The sequence below is a fragment of the Methylosinus sp. PW1 genome (genome assembly GCF_000745215.1).
Classification (GTDB): domain Bacteria; phylum Pseudomonadota; class Alphaproteobacteria; order Rhizobiales; family Beijerinckiaceae; genus Methylosinus.
The window spans coordinates 43378-56877 of sequence record NZ_JQNK01000010.1; the positions used below are offsets into that span (position 1 = coordinate 43378).

Consider the following 13500-nt stretch of genomic DNA (forward strand, 5'->3'; position numbering starts at 1 on the left):
TAAGTAATGGGCGCGCTCCGTTCGGTGGGGCGGATGACGTCATGAGGAGACTTTCGGATGAATTTTTCCCTCCGCCGGCCGTCTCTGCTGGCCGCTCTCTTCCTCGCGCTCTCCCTCTCGGGCTGCGGCTACAACACGATTCCGACTCAGGAGGAGGAAGCCAAGGCCAAATGGGCCGAGGTGGAGGCGCAATATCAGCGCCGCGCCGATCTCATCCCCAATCTCATCGCCACCGTGCAGGGCTACGCCAAGCATGAGAAGGACGTGCTCACCGCGGTGACGGAGGCGCGCGCTCACGCCTCGCAGGCCAAGGTCGATGTCTCGCAACTCACCGATCCGGAAAAATTGAAGCAGTTTCAGGAGGCGCAGGCGCAGCTCTCCGGCGCGCTGGGGCGGCTGCTCGCGGTCAGCGAGGCCTATCCCGATCTGAAATCCAACACCAATTTCCTTGCCTTGCAGTCGCAGCTCGAGGGCACGGAGAACCGCATCAATGTGGCGCGGCGCGATTACATTCAGGCGGCGCGGGAGTTCAACACATCGCTGCGCACCTTCCCGACGCTGCTCTGGGCCAAGACCGTCTTCGCCGGGACCAAGCCGCTCGCCGAATTCACCGCCAACGCCGGCGCGGAGCAGGCGCCGACGGTGAAGTTCTAGAATCGCTTTTTTTAGAAAACGCTCTATGGGAGATCGCCGCTGATGCCGTCGCTTCCTTCGTGGCCTTCGCGTCGCCGCGGCGTCTTCGCCACGATGCGTGGGACACGAAGCCTCGCTCTGCTGGTCTTTCTCCTGCTGCCGGCGCTCGCCTTCGCGGCGCTCGATTTCCCCGCGCTCACCGGCCGCGTCGTCGATGACGCGCATATTATTCCGCCGGCGGCGCGGCAGGAGGTCGAGGCCAAGTCGAAGGCGCTGGAGGAGAAGTCGGGCATTCAACTCGTCGTCGCCACAGTGCCGTCGCTGCAGGACACGGATATAGAGACTTTCGCCAATGGCCTGTTCCGCTTCTGGAAGCTCGGCGAGGCGAAGGTCAATAATGGCGTGCTGTTCCTCATCGCGCCCAATGAGCGCAAGATGCGCATAGAGGTCGGCTATGGGCTCGAGGGAACGCTCACCGACGCGCTCTCCAAAGTCATCATCGCGACGGCGGTGACGCCGAAGTTCAAGACCGGCGATTTCGGCGCCGGAATCGAGCGCGGCGTCGATGGAATCATCGAGGTGCTGAGCGGCGATTCCGCCGAATGGGAGAAGCGCGTGAAAGTGCGCGCCGAACATTCGGAGCCCGGCTTCGACGAGATCGTGCCTTTCATCATCTTCCTGCTCTTCATGTTCGTCTTCTTCTCCATGCTGGCCAACGCCCGCGGCGGCGGGCGGCGCATTTATCGCGGCGGGCGCGGGCCGATCGTCTATTTTCCGCCGTCGAACGACAGCTGGTCCGGCGGCTCCTCCTGGGGCGGCGGCGGTTCCTCCTGGGGCGATGGCGGCGGCGGATTTTCAGGCGGCGGCGGCTCGTCGGGCGGCGGCGGCGCCTCGGGGGATTGGTGATGCCGATTTCAGATGCGGATAAAGAGCGCATAGCGGAGGCGATCGCCGCCGCCGAGCGGCGCACGGCGGGGGAGATCGTCTGCGTTTTGGCGCGCCGCTCCTCCGATTACGCCTATGTGCCGCCGCTGCTGGCGGCGCTCATCGCGCTCATCGCGCCATGGCCGCTCGTCTTTTTCACCGAGCTCGGCGTGCGGCTCATTCTCGCCATTCAGATTCTCGTCTTCATCGGCGCGGCGCTGCTCTTTTCGCTGCCGCCCTTGCGGCTCGCGCTGACGCCGCGCTTCGTCAAGCGCGAGCGCGCACATCGCGCGGCGATCGAGCAATTTTTCACGCGCGGCGTTTCGGCGACCAAAGAGCGCACCGGCGTGCTGATCTTCGTCTCGCTCGGCGAGCGCTATGCGCGCATCGTCGCGGACGAAGGGATAGCGGCGAAAATACCGCAGGAGGATTGGCGCGCGGCGCTCGATCTTCTGCTTGCGCGCGTGCGCGAGGGGCGCATCGCCGATGGTTTCGTCGATGCGATCGGCGAATGCGCGCGGCTCTTGTCCAAACATGTGCCGCCCGGCGGCCATGAGGAGCTGCCGGACCGCATCTATGTGATTTGAAAAATCCCGGAGACGCCGGGGGGCGCTCCGGGAAGTCGCGCGAGGAGAAGGCTCTCAGCCGATCAGGCGGGTGAGCTGGTGAAGGACGACGATGAAAAAGGCGAGCGCGCCGACGATGCCGGCGACGGCTTTGAAGAGCTCCGCATTGCTGTGCATGACGATTCTCCCTCAGTGCAATTTTTCTTGTGACGACGACGCAGCGCATCGCCGAGGAGAAAACTGCGCCGCGTTTTCATCGCCGACAATTGCGCGCGCATGCGGCAGAATGGCGCGAAGCGCTCGAGCGAATTGAATTTGCGGCGGAAAGCGCGGCGGCTACAAAAAGTCGCGCCCAGCTAATTGCGAGACGGGCGCGCGATAGCCGCAACTCGACTCCGTCGCCGCCGCGTCGTTAATGGAAAAGCAATCTTTGTGGCGGGGCGGGCAAGCTATTCCAAGCATTAACCCGTTTACGTTAATATACGTAAGGCGCGAGTCGAGAGCGGCGCGCGTGAGCATTGGTGAGCGGCCGCCTGCTCGACAGCAGGGCGCCGCCCGGTGGCGTGAGGCAGATGAGCATGGTGTTCCGCGGCAGTTTCGCGCGTGCGTCCGTTCTGGCGTTCGCAGTCGGACTCGGTTCGTCCTCGGGCGCCGCCGCCGAGCCGCGCGCGCCTTTCCGCGCGCCGCTCACCGTCGCGCCGCCGCCACTGGTGCGGCAGCTCGAGGTTTCCTGGCTGCGCATGGAAGAGCCGCCGGCCGACATCCTCGCGCCGCCGAATGCATCGGCGCTGCTTCCTATCGTCAACTCCACCGCGCTCGCCGTGCTTCCCGTCGTTGGCGGCTTCGATGTCGCCGAGGCGCTGCTCAGCGAGGAGCAGCGAGCTTTCGCGCTCGCGCTCGACTCATGGGCCGGCGCGGCGCGTGGATTAGAGCAGCGCGCGCGGCGCAAAGCGGTCGCCGCCTTTTATGCGCAGCGCGCCTTTAAGCCGCTGTGGCGCGAGGGCGGCGCCTGGCGCGCCTCGGCGCCGGCCGCGATAGAGCGGCTGAGCCGCGCGCGCGACGATGGTCTCGATCTGCGCGGCCTGGCCTATCCTTCGGAGACGAAGCTCGGCGGCGATGCGGATGAGCTCGCATTGTCGGAGGCCGTCGTCGCCTATGCGGCTCAGGCCTCCGGCGGGCGCATCGATCCGCGGCGCCTGTCGCGTCTCATCGGCGCGCATCCCGCTCTGCCGGAGGCCGGCGCCGTGATCGCGACGATCGCCGCCGCAGGATCGCGCGCAGGCGATCTTCTGCAAGACTATAATCCGCCGCATGAAGGCTATCGCGCGCTGCGGGGAAAGCTCGTGGAGCTGCGCAGCGCCGGCCTGCCGGAGCTCGACAGGCGTTTCGCCGAGGCCGCGCATTCGGTCGCGCATGACGCCGCCCCGGGCCGCGAGGCGCCGAGCGCGCCGCCGCGCCGTTCCAATGCGCAGGTGGAGGCGGAGATCATCGCCAATATGGAGCGCTGGCGCTGGCTGCCGCGCGAGCTCGGCGAGAGCCGCATAGAGGTGAACATTCCCGATTTCGAGCTGGCTCTGGTGCGCGACGGACATGTCGCGCATCGCGCCCGCGTCATCGTCGGCAAGGAGGGCACGCCGACGCCGGTGTTCTCCGACAAAATGCAATTCATCATCGTCAATCCCTATTGGAACGTGCCGCCGTCGATTTTGACGAAGGAGATGCTGCCCAAATTCGGCGGCGACCTCGGCGCCATAGCCGCGCGCGGCTATGAGGTGATCACGCGCAAGGGGCAGACTTTCGTGCGGCAGAAGCCTGGCGAATCCAATGCGCTCGGGCGCATCAAATTCATGTTCCCGAACGATTTCTCCGTCTATCTGCACGACACGCCCAATCATGCGCTGTTCGCTTCGGCGCATCGCGCTCTGAGCCATGGCTGCGTGCGCGTGGATCAGCCCTTCCGCCTCGCCGAGGCGGTGCTGGGGCCGGGCAGCGGCTGGCCGGAGGAGCGCGTGCGCAAGCTCGTCGGCGGCAATGAGCGCTACATAAATCTTTCGCGGCCGCTGCCGATCCACATCGAATATTTCACCGCTTTCGTGGACGAGGCGGGACGCCTGCAATTGCGCGGCGATCTCTACGGCTATTCCGCCAAGGTGCGGCAGGCGCTGGGGCTCGAGGGGTAATTTCGGCTTCGCGCGGCGCCGGCCGCCTCCTTCTCCCCGCTTGCGGGGAGAAGGTGAGGATGAGGGGCTCGGGGCGCTTTCCGTTGCGGATAAAAAGCCCAGGCCCCTCACCCTGACCCTCTCCCCGCGCGGGGAGAGGGAAAACGCGTCACAGAGTCGGCGCGTAGCCGAAGGCTTGGTTGAGGCGCGACAATGCGACGCCGAGATCGATGGCCGCGCTCGCCCGCGCGCGCTGCGCGTCGAGCTGCAATTGGCGCACGCGATAGAGATCGAAAGCGTTGATCTCGCCGAGCCGGAAGGAGCGCCGCGCGAGATCGAACTGCTCGCTCGCCACGGCGAGACGCTTGGCCGAGAGGCCGTCCGCGCGTCGCGCTGCGGCGACGGCGGCGCGGGCGGCGTTGATCTCCGCGGCGACGTACCTCTGCGCGCGGCCGAATTCGGCGTTGGCGCGATCGAATTCCGCCTGCGCCTCGGCGATGCGCGGAATATTGCGGCCGGGCGTCGGCAGCGGAATGCGAAAGCGCACGCCGACGGTATTGTTATGGGAGCGGATCGGATCCTCGGCGGCGGGATCGGTGCCTTGCTCATTGCGGCCGAAGACGGCGATCTCCGGATTGTCGATGAAGCCGGTCTCGATCAGCCGCATCTGCGCCTGCGCCTTGCCGAGCGCGGCGATCGGCGCGCGCAGCGCGGGATGATCCTCCAGCGGGCGCGCCGGCAATGGCGCCTCCAGCGTTCCGTCCGGCGTCCCGCCGCCGGTCAGCACCTCATAGGCGGCGCGCGCGGCCTTGGCGGCGGCGTCGGTCTGCGCCACTTCCGTCTCGGCGGCCAGCGTTTCGTTGCGCGCGAGCAATTCGTCTTGCGCGGCGTTCTCGCCCAGCTCGACGCGCCGCTTCATGTCATTGCCGATATCGCGCGCCGTCGCCAGACGATCGCGCGCGACGGCCGCGTCTTTCGCCGTGCGCTGCGCCGTCCACCAGGCGTCGCGCACCAGCGCCGCGACATCGAGCCGACGCAGCGCCAGACGCTCGACGATCTCGGCGACGCCGGCGGTGACATTGAGCTCATAGGCTTCGCGTTCTCCCGGCAGCCAGATCGGCATGCCGATCTCGAGCTCGGATTCGCGATAGCCCTGCACATTGCCTTTGACGCGTTCCTGCCGCGAGCCGCCGAAGAAGGGCGAGCCGGGCGTGAAGGAATTGGCCTGGGCGTAGCGCGAGGCCACCGCGCGGCGTTGCGCCTCCAGCGCAGCGCTCTGCGCATCTATGCCGATCGCCTGATCGAGATGACGCGTGAGCACGAGGCCGAAGGGCTTGCCCGGCGGCTTCTGCTTTGGTTTCGCCTTCGCCTTCGCCTCTATGCCCGGCGGCAGCGGCGAGACGGTGAGCTTGGGCTGCGTCTGCGCGGCCGCGCTCGCGGCGAGAAGAAGGACGAGCGTGGTCGAAAGAAGCGGAGGAAGGCAACGCATGGTTTTCATCGACGCTGAATCCGCCAGCGGGAATCCGGCGCCGTGGTGACGGCGGGCTGCGTCGCGGCGCGCTTGCGCAGCAGACGCTTGAAGTCGAAGCGATCGTAGAGAATGGGCAAGAGCAGCAGCGTGAGAGCGGTGGCGGTGACGAGGCCGCCGATGACGACGATGGCGAGCGGCCGTTGGATTTCCGCGCCCGGACCCTTGGCGAAGAGGAAGGGCGCGAGGCCGAGCGCGGCGATGGTCGCGGTGAGCAGCACCGGGCGCATGCGGCGCCGGGCGCCTTCGCGCACCGCGTCATGCACGGCGCGGCCCTCGGCGACCAGCTTGTTGATATAGGAGATCAGCACCACGCCATTGAGCACGGCGATGCCGATGAGCGCGATGAAGCCGACGGAAGCGGGCACGGAGAGGAACTCGCCGGAGAGCCAAAGGCCGATGACGCCGCCGATCGCCGCGAAAGGCACATTGCAGAAGACCAGCGCCGCCTGCGACATGGAGCCGAAGGTGAGATAGAGCAGCAGGAAGATGAGCCCCAGCGCCAGCGGCACGACGATGGCGAGCCGCGCCGAGGCGCGCTGCTGGTTCTCGAACTGACCGCCCCACACCAGCTCATAGCCCGGCGGCGTATGCACCTCCTTGGCGACGGCGGCCTTGGCCTCGTCGACGAAGCCGACGAGATCGCGCCCCGTGACATTGGAGAGCACGGTGGCGTAGCGCCGCGCCTCCTCGCGAATGACCTGTATAGGGCCGTTCTCTGCGCGTATGTCGGCGAGCTGCGACAATTCCACCACCTTGCCGTCGCCGGACACCACCGGCACGCGTGCGAAATCCACCGGCGAGCGGCGCGAGACGGGATCGCCGCGTATGACGAGCGGCGTGCGGACCGGGCCTTCGAGCACGAGGCCGACCTGCGTGCCGTCCACCCATACGCGCAATCCGTCCTGAATATCGCTGGCGTTGAGGCCGAGGCGGCCGGCGGCCAGGCGGTCGATGCGCGCGGTGAGATAGCGCATGCCGTCATTCTGTAGCGCGAAGACGTCGCGCGAGCCTTCGATCTTGCGCAATGTTCCGGCGATCTCGCGTGCGAGGCGGTTCAGCTCGTCTATGTCGTCGCCGAAGACCTTCACCACCACATCGCCGCGCGCGCCGATGATCATCTCCTGCACGCGCATGTCGATCGGTTGCGAGAAGGCGTAGGAAATGCCGGGGAATGTGTCGAGCACCTGGCGCATCTCGCCGAGCAGCCAGGCCATGTTGGGCTCGCGCCATTTGTCCATCGGCGCGAGCGTCAGGAACATGTCGGTCTCATTGAGGCCGACGGGGTCGATGCCGAGCTCGTCGGCGCCGGCGCGCGCCATCACGCCCTTGATCTCCGGCACGCGCGCCATCAGCGCGCGCTCTATGCGCATGTCGGTCTCGGCGGTCATATCGACGCTGATGGTCGGATGCTTGCGCACGGTGATGACCGGCGTGCCTTCGTCCATCACCGGCATGAAGGTCTGGCCGATGTGATTGGAGGCGAGCAGCGCCAGAGCGAGGCCGATGGTCACGGCCGCGCCGACGACCATAGGCCGGCGCAGCGCACGCTCGAGCAGCGGATCGTAGAAGGCGGAGATTTTGCGCACCAGCCAGGGCTCGTCGCTGCCGCCTGCGCGCAGCAGACTGGCGGCGAGCGCCGGCACCACGGTGAGCGAGAGAATGAGCGCCGAGCCCATGGCGAAGGCGATGGTGAGCGCGACCGGCGCGAATAGCCGCCCCTCGAGCCCCTCGAGCGAGAGCAGCGGCAAAAAGACGGTGATGATGATGACCGCGCCGGAGACGAGCGGGCCGGCGACCTCGCGCGTCGACTCATAGGTGATGCGAACGCGGTCTTGCAGGTCGGCCTTTTCCATTCCGGCGAGGCGATGCTCGACATTCTCGACGACGACGACGGCGCAATCGACCAATATGCCGATGGCGATGGCGAGGCCGCCGAGCGACATGATGTTGGCCGAGAGCCCATAGAGCCGCATGATGGCGAAGGTGGAGAGGGCGGCGAGCGGCAGGATCAGCGAGACGACCAGCGCCGCGCGCAGATTGCCGAGGAAGAGGAACAGCAGAATGACGACGAGGACGATGGCCTCGATCAGCACTTTCTGCACCGTCCACACGGCTTTGGAGATGAGCTCGCTGCGATCGTAGAAAATCTCGACCTTCACGCCTTCCGGCAGGCGCGGCTTCAGCTCCTCGAGCTTGGCCTTGACGCCGGAAACGACCGTGCTGGCGTCGGCGCCGCGCAGGCCAAGCACCAGCGCCCATACGGCCTCGTCCTCGCCATTGCGCGTGGTGACGCCATTGCGGGCCAGCGCGCCATTGCGCACATCCGCCACATCGCCGACGCGCACGATTCCGGTCGGCCGCGCGGCGACGACGACCGAGCGTATGTCGTCGAGCGTGCGCAGCCGTCCCTCGGCGCGCACCAGCAGCGCTTCCTCGCCATCGCGCACGCGGCCGGCGCCGTCGTTGCGGTTGTTCTCCTCGAGCGCGTCCTTCAGCATCTTCACGGTGATGCCGCGCGCCGCCATGGCGGAGGGCGAGGGCGCGACCTCGAAAGTGCGCACATAGCCGCCGAGCACATTGACGTCGGCGACGCCGAGCAGGCCGCGCAATGCGGGACGAATGGTCCAATCGACGAGGCTGCGCTGCTCTGTCGGCGTGAGGCCGCCGCCGGTGATGGTGAACATCAGCATTTCGGCGAGCGGCGTGACGATGGGCGCGAGGCCGCCCGAGGCGCCCGCCGGCAGCTGATCGGCGACCGAGGCGAGGCGCTCGTTCACTTGCGTGCGCGCCCAGAAAATATCCGTGCCCTCGCCGAACTCGAAAGTGAGCAGCGCCACGGAATAGCGCGTCGTCGAGCGCATGCGCACGAGATTTGGAATGCCGCGCGCGGCGATCTCGATGGGCGCGGTGACGCGGTTCTCCAGCTCCTCCGGCGTCAGGCCGGGCGCGCGCATGGAGACCAGCACCTGCACCGGCGCGACATCCGGAAAAGCGTCGATCGGCAGCTTGGAATAGGCGTGCGCGCCCCAGGCGGCGAGAGCGATCGCCGCGAGAAAGACCAGGAGCCGCTGGCCCAGCGCCGCTTTGATGAGTTTATCGAGCATGTCGCGTTTCGCTCACTTAGCGCTCGGGTCTTTCGCCGCAAGCTCGGCGAGCAGCGTCAGCATGCCTCGCGTCGCCACCTGATCGGCGACGGCGAGCGGTCCTTGGATCGACGCATATTGCGGCGTCTCCGAGACGAGATTGACCGGCACGGCGCGGAAACCATCCGCAGAGCGCAGAAATACCCAGTCTTTGTCGCGGAAATGGACCACGGCGTCGGCCGGCACGCGCCAGAGCGTCCCGCCGGTTCCTTTGATGCGCAGAATAGCCTGCACCGCCTGTCCGGGGCGAATCGGCGATTTGCCGGGCGAGAATTCCGCGACCGCGGTGATGGATTGCGTCGCCGGATCGGCGGTCCGGCCGATGCGGATCAGCTTTCCCTCGACGCCATGGCTCGGCAGCACGACCTTATCCGTGCGATCGAGCCCGCCGGCGCGGCCGATGGGAATTTGCAGATTGACCCAGATGGGATCGAGCCGCGCTATGGTGACGAGCGGCGCCGAGGCCATCAGGCGATCGCCCACCGTCGCATGGCGCTGGAGAATGACGCCGGACATGGGCGCGCGCACGGTGAGCGCGGCGCCGAGCTTGCGTTCCTTGCGCAGCGATTCGATCGCCTGCTCGCTCATGCCGTCCAGCGCCAGCAATTGGCCGCGCTCGTCCAGCACGGAGCGCGCCTGCGCGGCTTCCGCGCGCGTCACCAGAAGGCGGCGCTCGGCGATGATGCGCTCTTTGTGCAGCTGCTCGTCGCGGCGCAGCTTCTCGCTGGCGAGCGCGGCGTCGGCGGCGGCCTGCAGAAAGGCGCGCTGCGCCTCGATCAGCTCGGAGGATTTGAGGGTCGCGATCGGATCGCCGGCTTTCACCTCCTCGTCCGGCGAGACCAGCAGTGTCTCGACGAGGCCGGCGGCGGGCGTCGCCACCATGCGCAATTGCTGCGGCGGAACCGTCACGGTTCCAGGAACGACGAGCTCGTCGGAGCCGGAGCTTTTCTCCACCGGCTTCGTTTCTATGCCCGCGGCTTGAATGTCCTGCTCGCGCAGCGGGATGGAGACCTCGTCGGCGGCGCGGGCCGCGCTCGCGAGGAGCGCGCCGGCCAGTCCGACGATGACGGCAAGATGCTGAAACTTTTGTATGTTCATTCCGCCTGGAACCGGTCTTTGCGTCTACGCGCAATTTCGCTTATCGAAGCTGACGAAAAGCTGACGAGCTCGAACTCGACGCTGACGCGACGACCAAATTCGAGCGGAGCATAGCACCGCAGCCCTGTGACATGCGAATTTTGCTGGTGGAAGACGACGAGCGCATTTCCCGCGATGTGGCGAAAGCTCTGCGCGCGGCGGGTTATGTCGTCGACAGCGTCGCCAATGGCGAGGAGGCTTGGTTTCTCGGCGATACGGAGAATTTCGCCGCCGTCATTCTCGATCTCGGCCTGCCGGGGCTCGACGGGCTCGCCGTGCTGGAGCGCTGGCGCGAGCAGGGCCGCCGCATGCCGGTCTTGGCCTTGAGCGCGCGCGGCTCCTGGAGCGAGCGCGTCGCCGGCATAGACGCGGGCGCCGACGATTATCTGCCCAAGCCGTTTCAGCCCGAGGAATTGCTGGCGCGGCTGCGCTCCGTCATTCGCCGCTCGGCCGGCCACGCCTCCTCGGTGACGCGCAATGGCGCGCTCTCGCTGGACGAGCGCAGCATGACCATCAAGGTCGACGACAATACGGTCGAGCTCACGGCGATCGAATATCGTCTCGTCGCTTATCTTCTGCATCGTCGCGGGCAGGTGGTTCCACAATCGGATCTCGCCGAGCATGTCTATGGCCATGACCAGCAGAGCTCCAACGCCGTGGAAGTGCTGATCGGCCGCGTGCGCAAGAAGCTCGGCGCGCAGGCGATCGAGACCAAGCGCGGCTTCGGCTATTCTATGCCCGATCTCGACCGATGAGAACGCGCTCGCTGCGCCTGCGGCTGTTTCTCTTCGGAGCCGCCGCCATCGCCGGCGCGCTGGCGCTCGCCGGCTTCGTGCTGGTGCTGCTGTTCGAGCATCATGTCGAGCGCACGATGGACGACGACATCGAGACCTATGTCCGTCAGCTCGTCTCCGATCTCGCGGTCGACTCCGATGGACGGCTGCGCGTCATCACCGCGACGCCGGACCCGCGTTTCGCGCGCTTTCGTTCGGGCTTCTATTGGCAGGTGGCGGGCGACGACAGAAGCGATGTTGAGCGTTCCGCCTCGCTCGGCGACGAGACGCTGGAAATCTCCGGCCGTTGCGAGAGCGGCGAGCGCATCGCCTATCATCGTATGCGCGGGCCTTGGGGCAATGCTCTGCTCGGCGGCGAGCGTTGCGTCGCTCTCGGCGGGACGGCGGCGTCGCGCCTGCGCGTGCTGGTGGCGCTCGATCTCTCCGGCGTCGCCCGCGCGCGGGACGCTTTTGCGGCCGAGCTGTTCGCCGCGCTCCTTCTCATCGCGATCGGCCTGACCTTCGCCACCTGGATTCAGGTCGGGCTCGGCCTCGCGCCGCTCGTGGGCCTCGGCGCGGCGGTGGGCGAGATCGCCAAGGGGCGTCGTCGCCGGCTCGATTCGCCGGCGCCGCCGGAGGTGTGGCCGCTCATCGACGAGGTGAACGGATTGCTCGACGAGCGCGACAAGGAAATCGAGCGCGCGCGCAATCGCGCCTCCGATCTCGCCCATGGCTTGAAGACGCCGCTCACCGCGCTCGCCGCCGACGCCCGGCTCTTGCGCGAGAGGGGCGAGACCGAGATCGCGCGCTCGCTCGATCGCATCGGCGACGCCATGCATCGCCATGTCGCGCGCGAGCTGGCGCGGGCGCGCAGCCGCGGCGTCGCGCGCGGCGGCGCGCCGACGCCGGTCGCCGAAGTGGTGGACGCGCTGGCGCGCACGCTCGCCTCGGCGGGGACCGAGGCGCGTTTCGACATGCGCATCGCGCCCCAAGCGCGCATCGCCGTGGATCGCGTCGATCTGATGGAGATTCTCGGCAATCTGATGGAGAACGCCGCCCGCCACGCGCGCGAGCGCATCTGCGTTTCTTTCGGCGGCGGCGTTTTTATCGTCGAGGATGACGGGCCGGGCCTGCCGGAGGGCAGCGAGGCGCTGATCCGCCGTCGTGGCGGCCGGCTCGACGAGACCGGCGGCGCCGGCCTCGGCCTCGCCATCGTGCAGGATGTTCTCGACGCCTATGGCGCCGATATGCGCTTCTCGCGCTCGGCGCTCGGCGGGCTGCGCGTGGAGGTGGATTTGTCCGGCGCCGCCGAATTTCCCGCGGCGGGCTGAGCGCGGCTCAGCCGAATTTCAATCCCGAATCGATCGTCAGCCCGACGCCGACGCTGGCGAATTTATCGCCGCGGACGATCTTGGCCTGCGGCGTATGCACGAGGCAGGCGCGCTCGATCGCCGGAATGAAAGTGCTGCCGCCGGTGAAGAACACCGTATCGACTTGCGCCGCCTTCACGCCCGCCGCCCTCAGGCAGCGCGCGACGCAATCGGTGAGCTTGCGGCATTCATTGGCGATCGTCTCCTCGAACAGCGCGCGCGATGTTTCGATCAGCAGCGCCTCGTCCAGATAGGCGAGGTCGATCATCGCCGTCGCCGCCTCCGAGAGGACGATCTTCGCCTCCTCCACATCGCCCGCGACGCGATGGCCGGCGCGATCATCGATCGCCTTGATGAATCGCTCGACCTTCTCCGGCTCTCCGGCGATGGCGCGCAGCTGCTTCAATTCCTCGAGCGTCTTGTTGTTGTAGAGGAAGGCGATGCGATGCCATTGCGCGAGATCGTGGAAATAGCCATTGGGCAGATCGAGCTCGGGGCGTTTCCGCTGCCGCGTCTGATAGCCGAACAAGGGCATGACCTGCTTGAGGCTCAGCCGATAGTCGAGATCGGTGCCGCCGACATGGACGCCGGAATTGGCGAGAATATCGTCCTTGCGGTCGATCTTGCGCCGATTCTTCGGCGAGACCTTCACAATGGAGAAATCGGAGGTGCCGCCGCCAATATCGGCGATCAGCGCGATCTCCTCCCGCTCGATGCGCCGCTCGTAATCGAGCGCGGCGGCGATGGGCTCATATTGGAAGAGCACCTCTTTGAAGCCCTGCGCGCGGGCGGCGGCGGCGAGCTGCTCCTGCGCGGTGCGATCGGCGGCCTCATTGTCGTCGACGAAGAAGACCGGGCGGCCGAGCACGGCGTTGTCGATCGGCGCGCCGGCGCTCAGCTCGGTCTTGTCCTTCAAATGGCGCAGAAAGCTGCCCAATATCGCCGTGAAGGCGACGCGCTTGCCGCCGGCGGCGGTGGTCTCGTGAATGAGCGAGCCGCCCAAAATGCTCTTGATGGCGCGAAACAGACGGCCATTCTCGCGGTCGATATAGAGCGAGATGGCGGAGCGGCCGAAGCCGAGCTTGCCGCCATAGGCGGGGTAGAAGATCGCGCTCGGCAGCGAGACGCTGTCGCCCTCGAGCGGAACGAGCCTCGGCTCGCCCTCGGCCATATAGCCAACGGAGGAGTTGGAGGTTCCGAAATCGATCCCGCAAGCGAGGCTCACGCGATTGTCTCCTTTATAGTCGCCGCGCGAGCGCAGAGC

General features: G+C 67.0%; 10 protein-coding genes. 6 read left to right on the forward strand and 4 right to left on the reverse strand.

Annotated elements, in window-relative coordinates; genetic code table 11:
• Nucleotides 1-57: 57 nt before the first annotated feature.
• From K369_RS23585 to K369_RS23600, 4 genes are all read left to right on the forward strand, one after another.
• Nucleotides 58-654 carry a LemA family protein gene (locus K369_RS23585; protein ID WP_036296652.1) on the forward strand — a complete coding sequence of 199 codons (597 nt, stop codon included), beginning with the start codon at nt 58-60 and terminating at the stop codon, nt 652-654.
• A 93-nt stretch (nt 655-747) separates the two neighbouring features.
• Nucleotides 748-1539, forward strand: coding sequence for a YgcG family protein (locus K369_RS23590; protein WP_198033209.1), 792 nt, complete (start codon nt 748-750; stop codon nt 1537-1539).
• On the forward strand, nt 1539-2144 hold the full coding sequence (locus tag K369_RS23595; RefSeq protein ID WP_036296658.1) for a TPM domain-containing protein: 606 nt from the start codon (nt 1539-1541) through the stop codon (nt 2142-2144). Before K369_RS23590 ends, K369_RS23595 begins: the two co-directional genes overlap by 1 nt.
• Before the next feature lie 551 nt (nt 2145-2695).
• Nucleotides 2696-4303 (forward strand): murein L,D-transpeptidase, encoded by a 1608-nt coding sequence (locus K369_RS23600; protein ID WP_036296661.1) that lies wholly within the window; start codon nt 2696-2698, stop codon nt 4301-4303.
• 148 nt (nt 4304-4451) lie between these two features.
• On the opposite strand, the gene K369_RS23605 is transcribed toward K369_RS23600, so the two are convergent.
• The 3 genes from K369_RS23605 to K369_RS23615 are packed head-to-tail and all read right to left on the reverse strand — an operon-like array spanning nt 4452 to nt 10054.
• Nucleotides 4452-5771, reverse strand: a complete 1320-nt coding sequence (locus tag K369_RS23605; RefSeq protein WP_036296874.1) for a TolC family protein — start codon at nt 5769-5771, stop codon at nt 4452-4454.
• Between the two features lie 5 nt (nt 5772-5776).
• Complete coding sequence (locus K369_RS23610) at nt 5777-8917, reverse strand: efflux RND transporter permease subunit (protein ID WP_036296663.1); 3141 nt, start codon at nt 8915-8917, stop codon at nt 5777-5779.
• Nucleotides 8918-8929: 12 nt separating this feature from the next.
• Entirely contained in the window at nt 8930-10054 is a 1125-nt protein-coding gene (locus K369_RS23615; RefSeq protein ID WP_036296666.1) for an efflux RND transporter periplasmic adaptor subunit, read from the reverse strand.
• 131 nt (nt 10055-10185) lie between these two features.
• Between K369_RS23615 and K369_RS23620 the strand changes: the two genes are divergently transcribed.
• Together K369_RS23620 and K369_RS23625 are read left to right on the forward strand one after the other, a co-directional pair.
• Nucleotides 10186-10848, forward strand: coding sequence for a response regulator transcription factor (locus tag K369_RS23620; protein ID WP_036296669.1), 663 nt, complete (start codon nt 10186-10188; stop codon nt 10846-10848).
• Nucleotides 10845-12197, forward strand: a complete 1353-nt coding sequence (locus K369_RS23625; RefSeq protein WP_051949577.1) for an ATP-binding protein — start codon at nt 10845-10847, stop codon at nt 12195-12197. Before K369_RS23620 ends, K369_RS23625 begins: the two co-directional genes overlap by 4 nt.
• Nucleotides 12198-12204: 7 nt before the next feature.
• On the opposite strand, the gene K369_RS23630 is transcribed toward K369_RS23625, so the two are convergent.
• Nucleotides 12205-13461: an Hsp70 family protein gene (locus K369_RS23630; protein WP_036296671.1), complete on the reverse strand. Its 1257-nt coding sequence runs from the start codon at nt 13459-13461 to the stop codon at nt 12205-12207.
• Nucleotides 13462-13500: the final 39 nt, after the last annotated feature.

What these genes read in the sequence shown, in the direction of transcription:
- K369_RS23585 (WP_036296652.1), top strand. Translation starts at nt 58, where the DNA reads ATGAATTTTTCCCTCCGCCGGCCGTCTCTGCTGGCCGCTCTCTTCCTC.
- K369_RS23620 (WP_036296669.1), top strand. Translation starts at nt 10,186, where the DNA reads ATGCGAATTTTGCTGGTGGAAGACGACGAGCGCATTTCCCGCGATGTG.
- K369_RS23625 (WP_051949577.1), top strand. Translation starts at nt 10,845, where the DNA reads ATGAGAACGCGCTCGCTGCGCCTGCGGCTGTTTCTCTTCGGAGCCGCC.
- K369_RS23610 (WP_036296663.1), bottom strand. Translation starts at nt 8,917, where the DNA reads ATGCTCGATAAACTCATCAAAGCGGCGCTGGGCCAGCGGCTCCTGGTC.
- K369_RS23600 (WP_036296661.1), top strand. Translation starts at nt 2,696, where the DNA reads ATGAGCATGGTGTTCCGCGGCAGTTTCGCGCGTGCGTCCGTTCTGGCG.
- K369_RS23605 (WP_036296874.1), bottom strand. Translation starts at nt 5,771, where the DNA reads ATGCGTTGCCTTCCTCCGCTTCTTTCGACCACGCTCGTCCTTCTTCTC.
- K369_RS23615 (WP_036296666.1), bottom strand. Translation starts at nt 10,054, where the DNA reads ATGAACATACAAAAGTTTCAGCATCTTGCCGTCATCGTCGGACTGGCC.
- K369_RS23590 (WP_198033209.1), top strand. Translation starts at nt 748, where the DNA reads ATGCGTGGGACACGAAGCCTCGCTCTGCTGGTCTTTCTCCTGCTGCCG.
- K369_RS23595 (WP_036296658.1), top strand. Translation starts at nt 1,539, where the DNA reads ATGCCGATTTCAGATGCGGATAAAGAGCGCATAGCGGAGGCGATCGCC.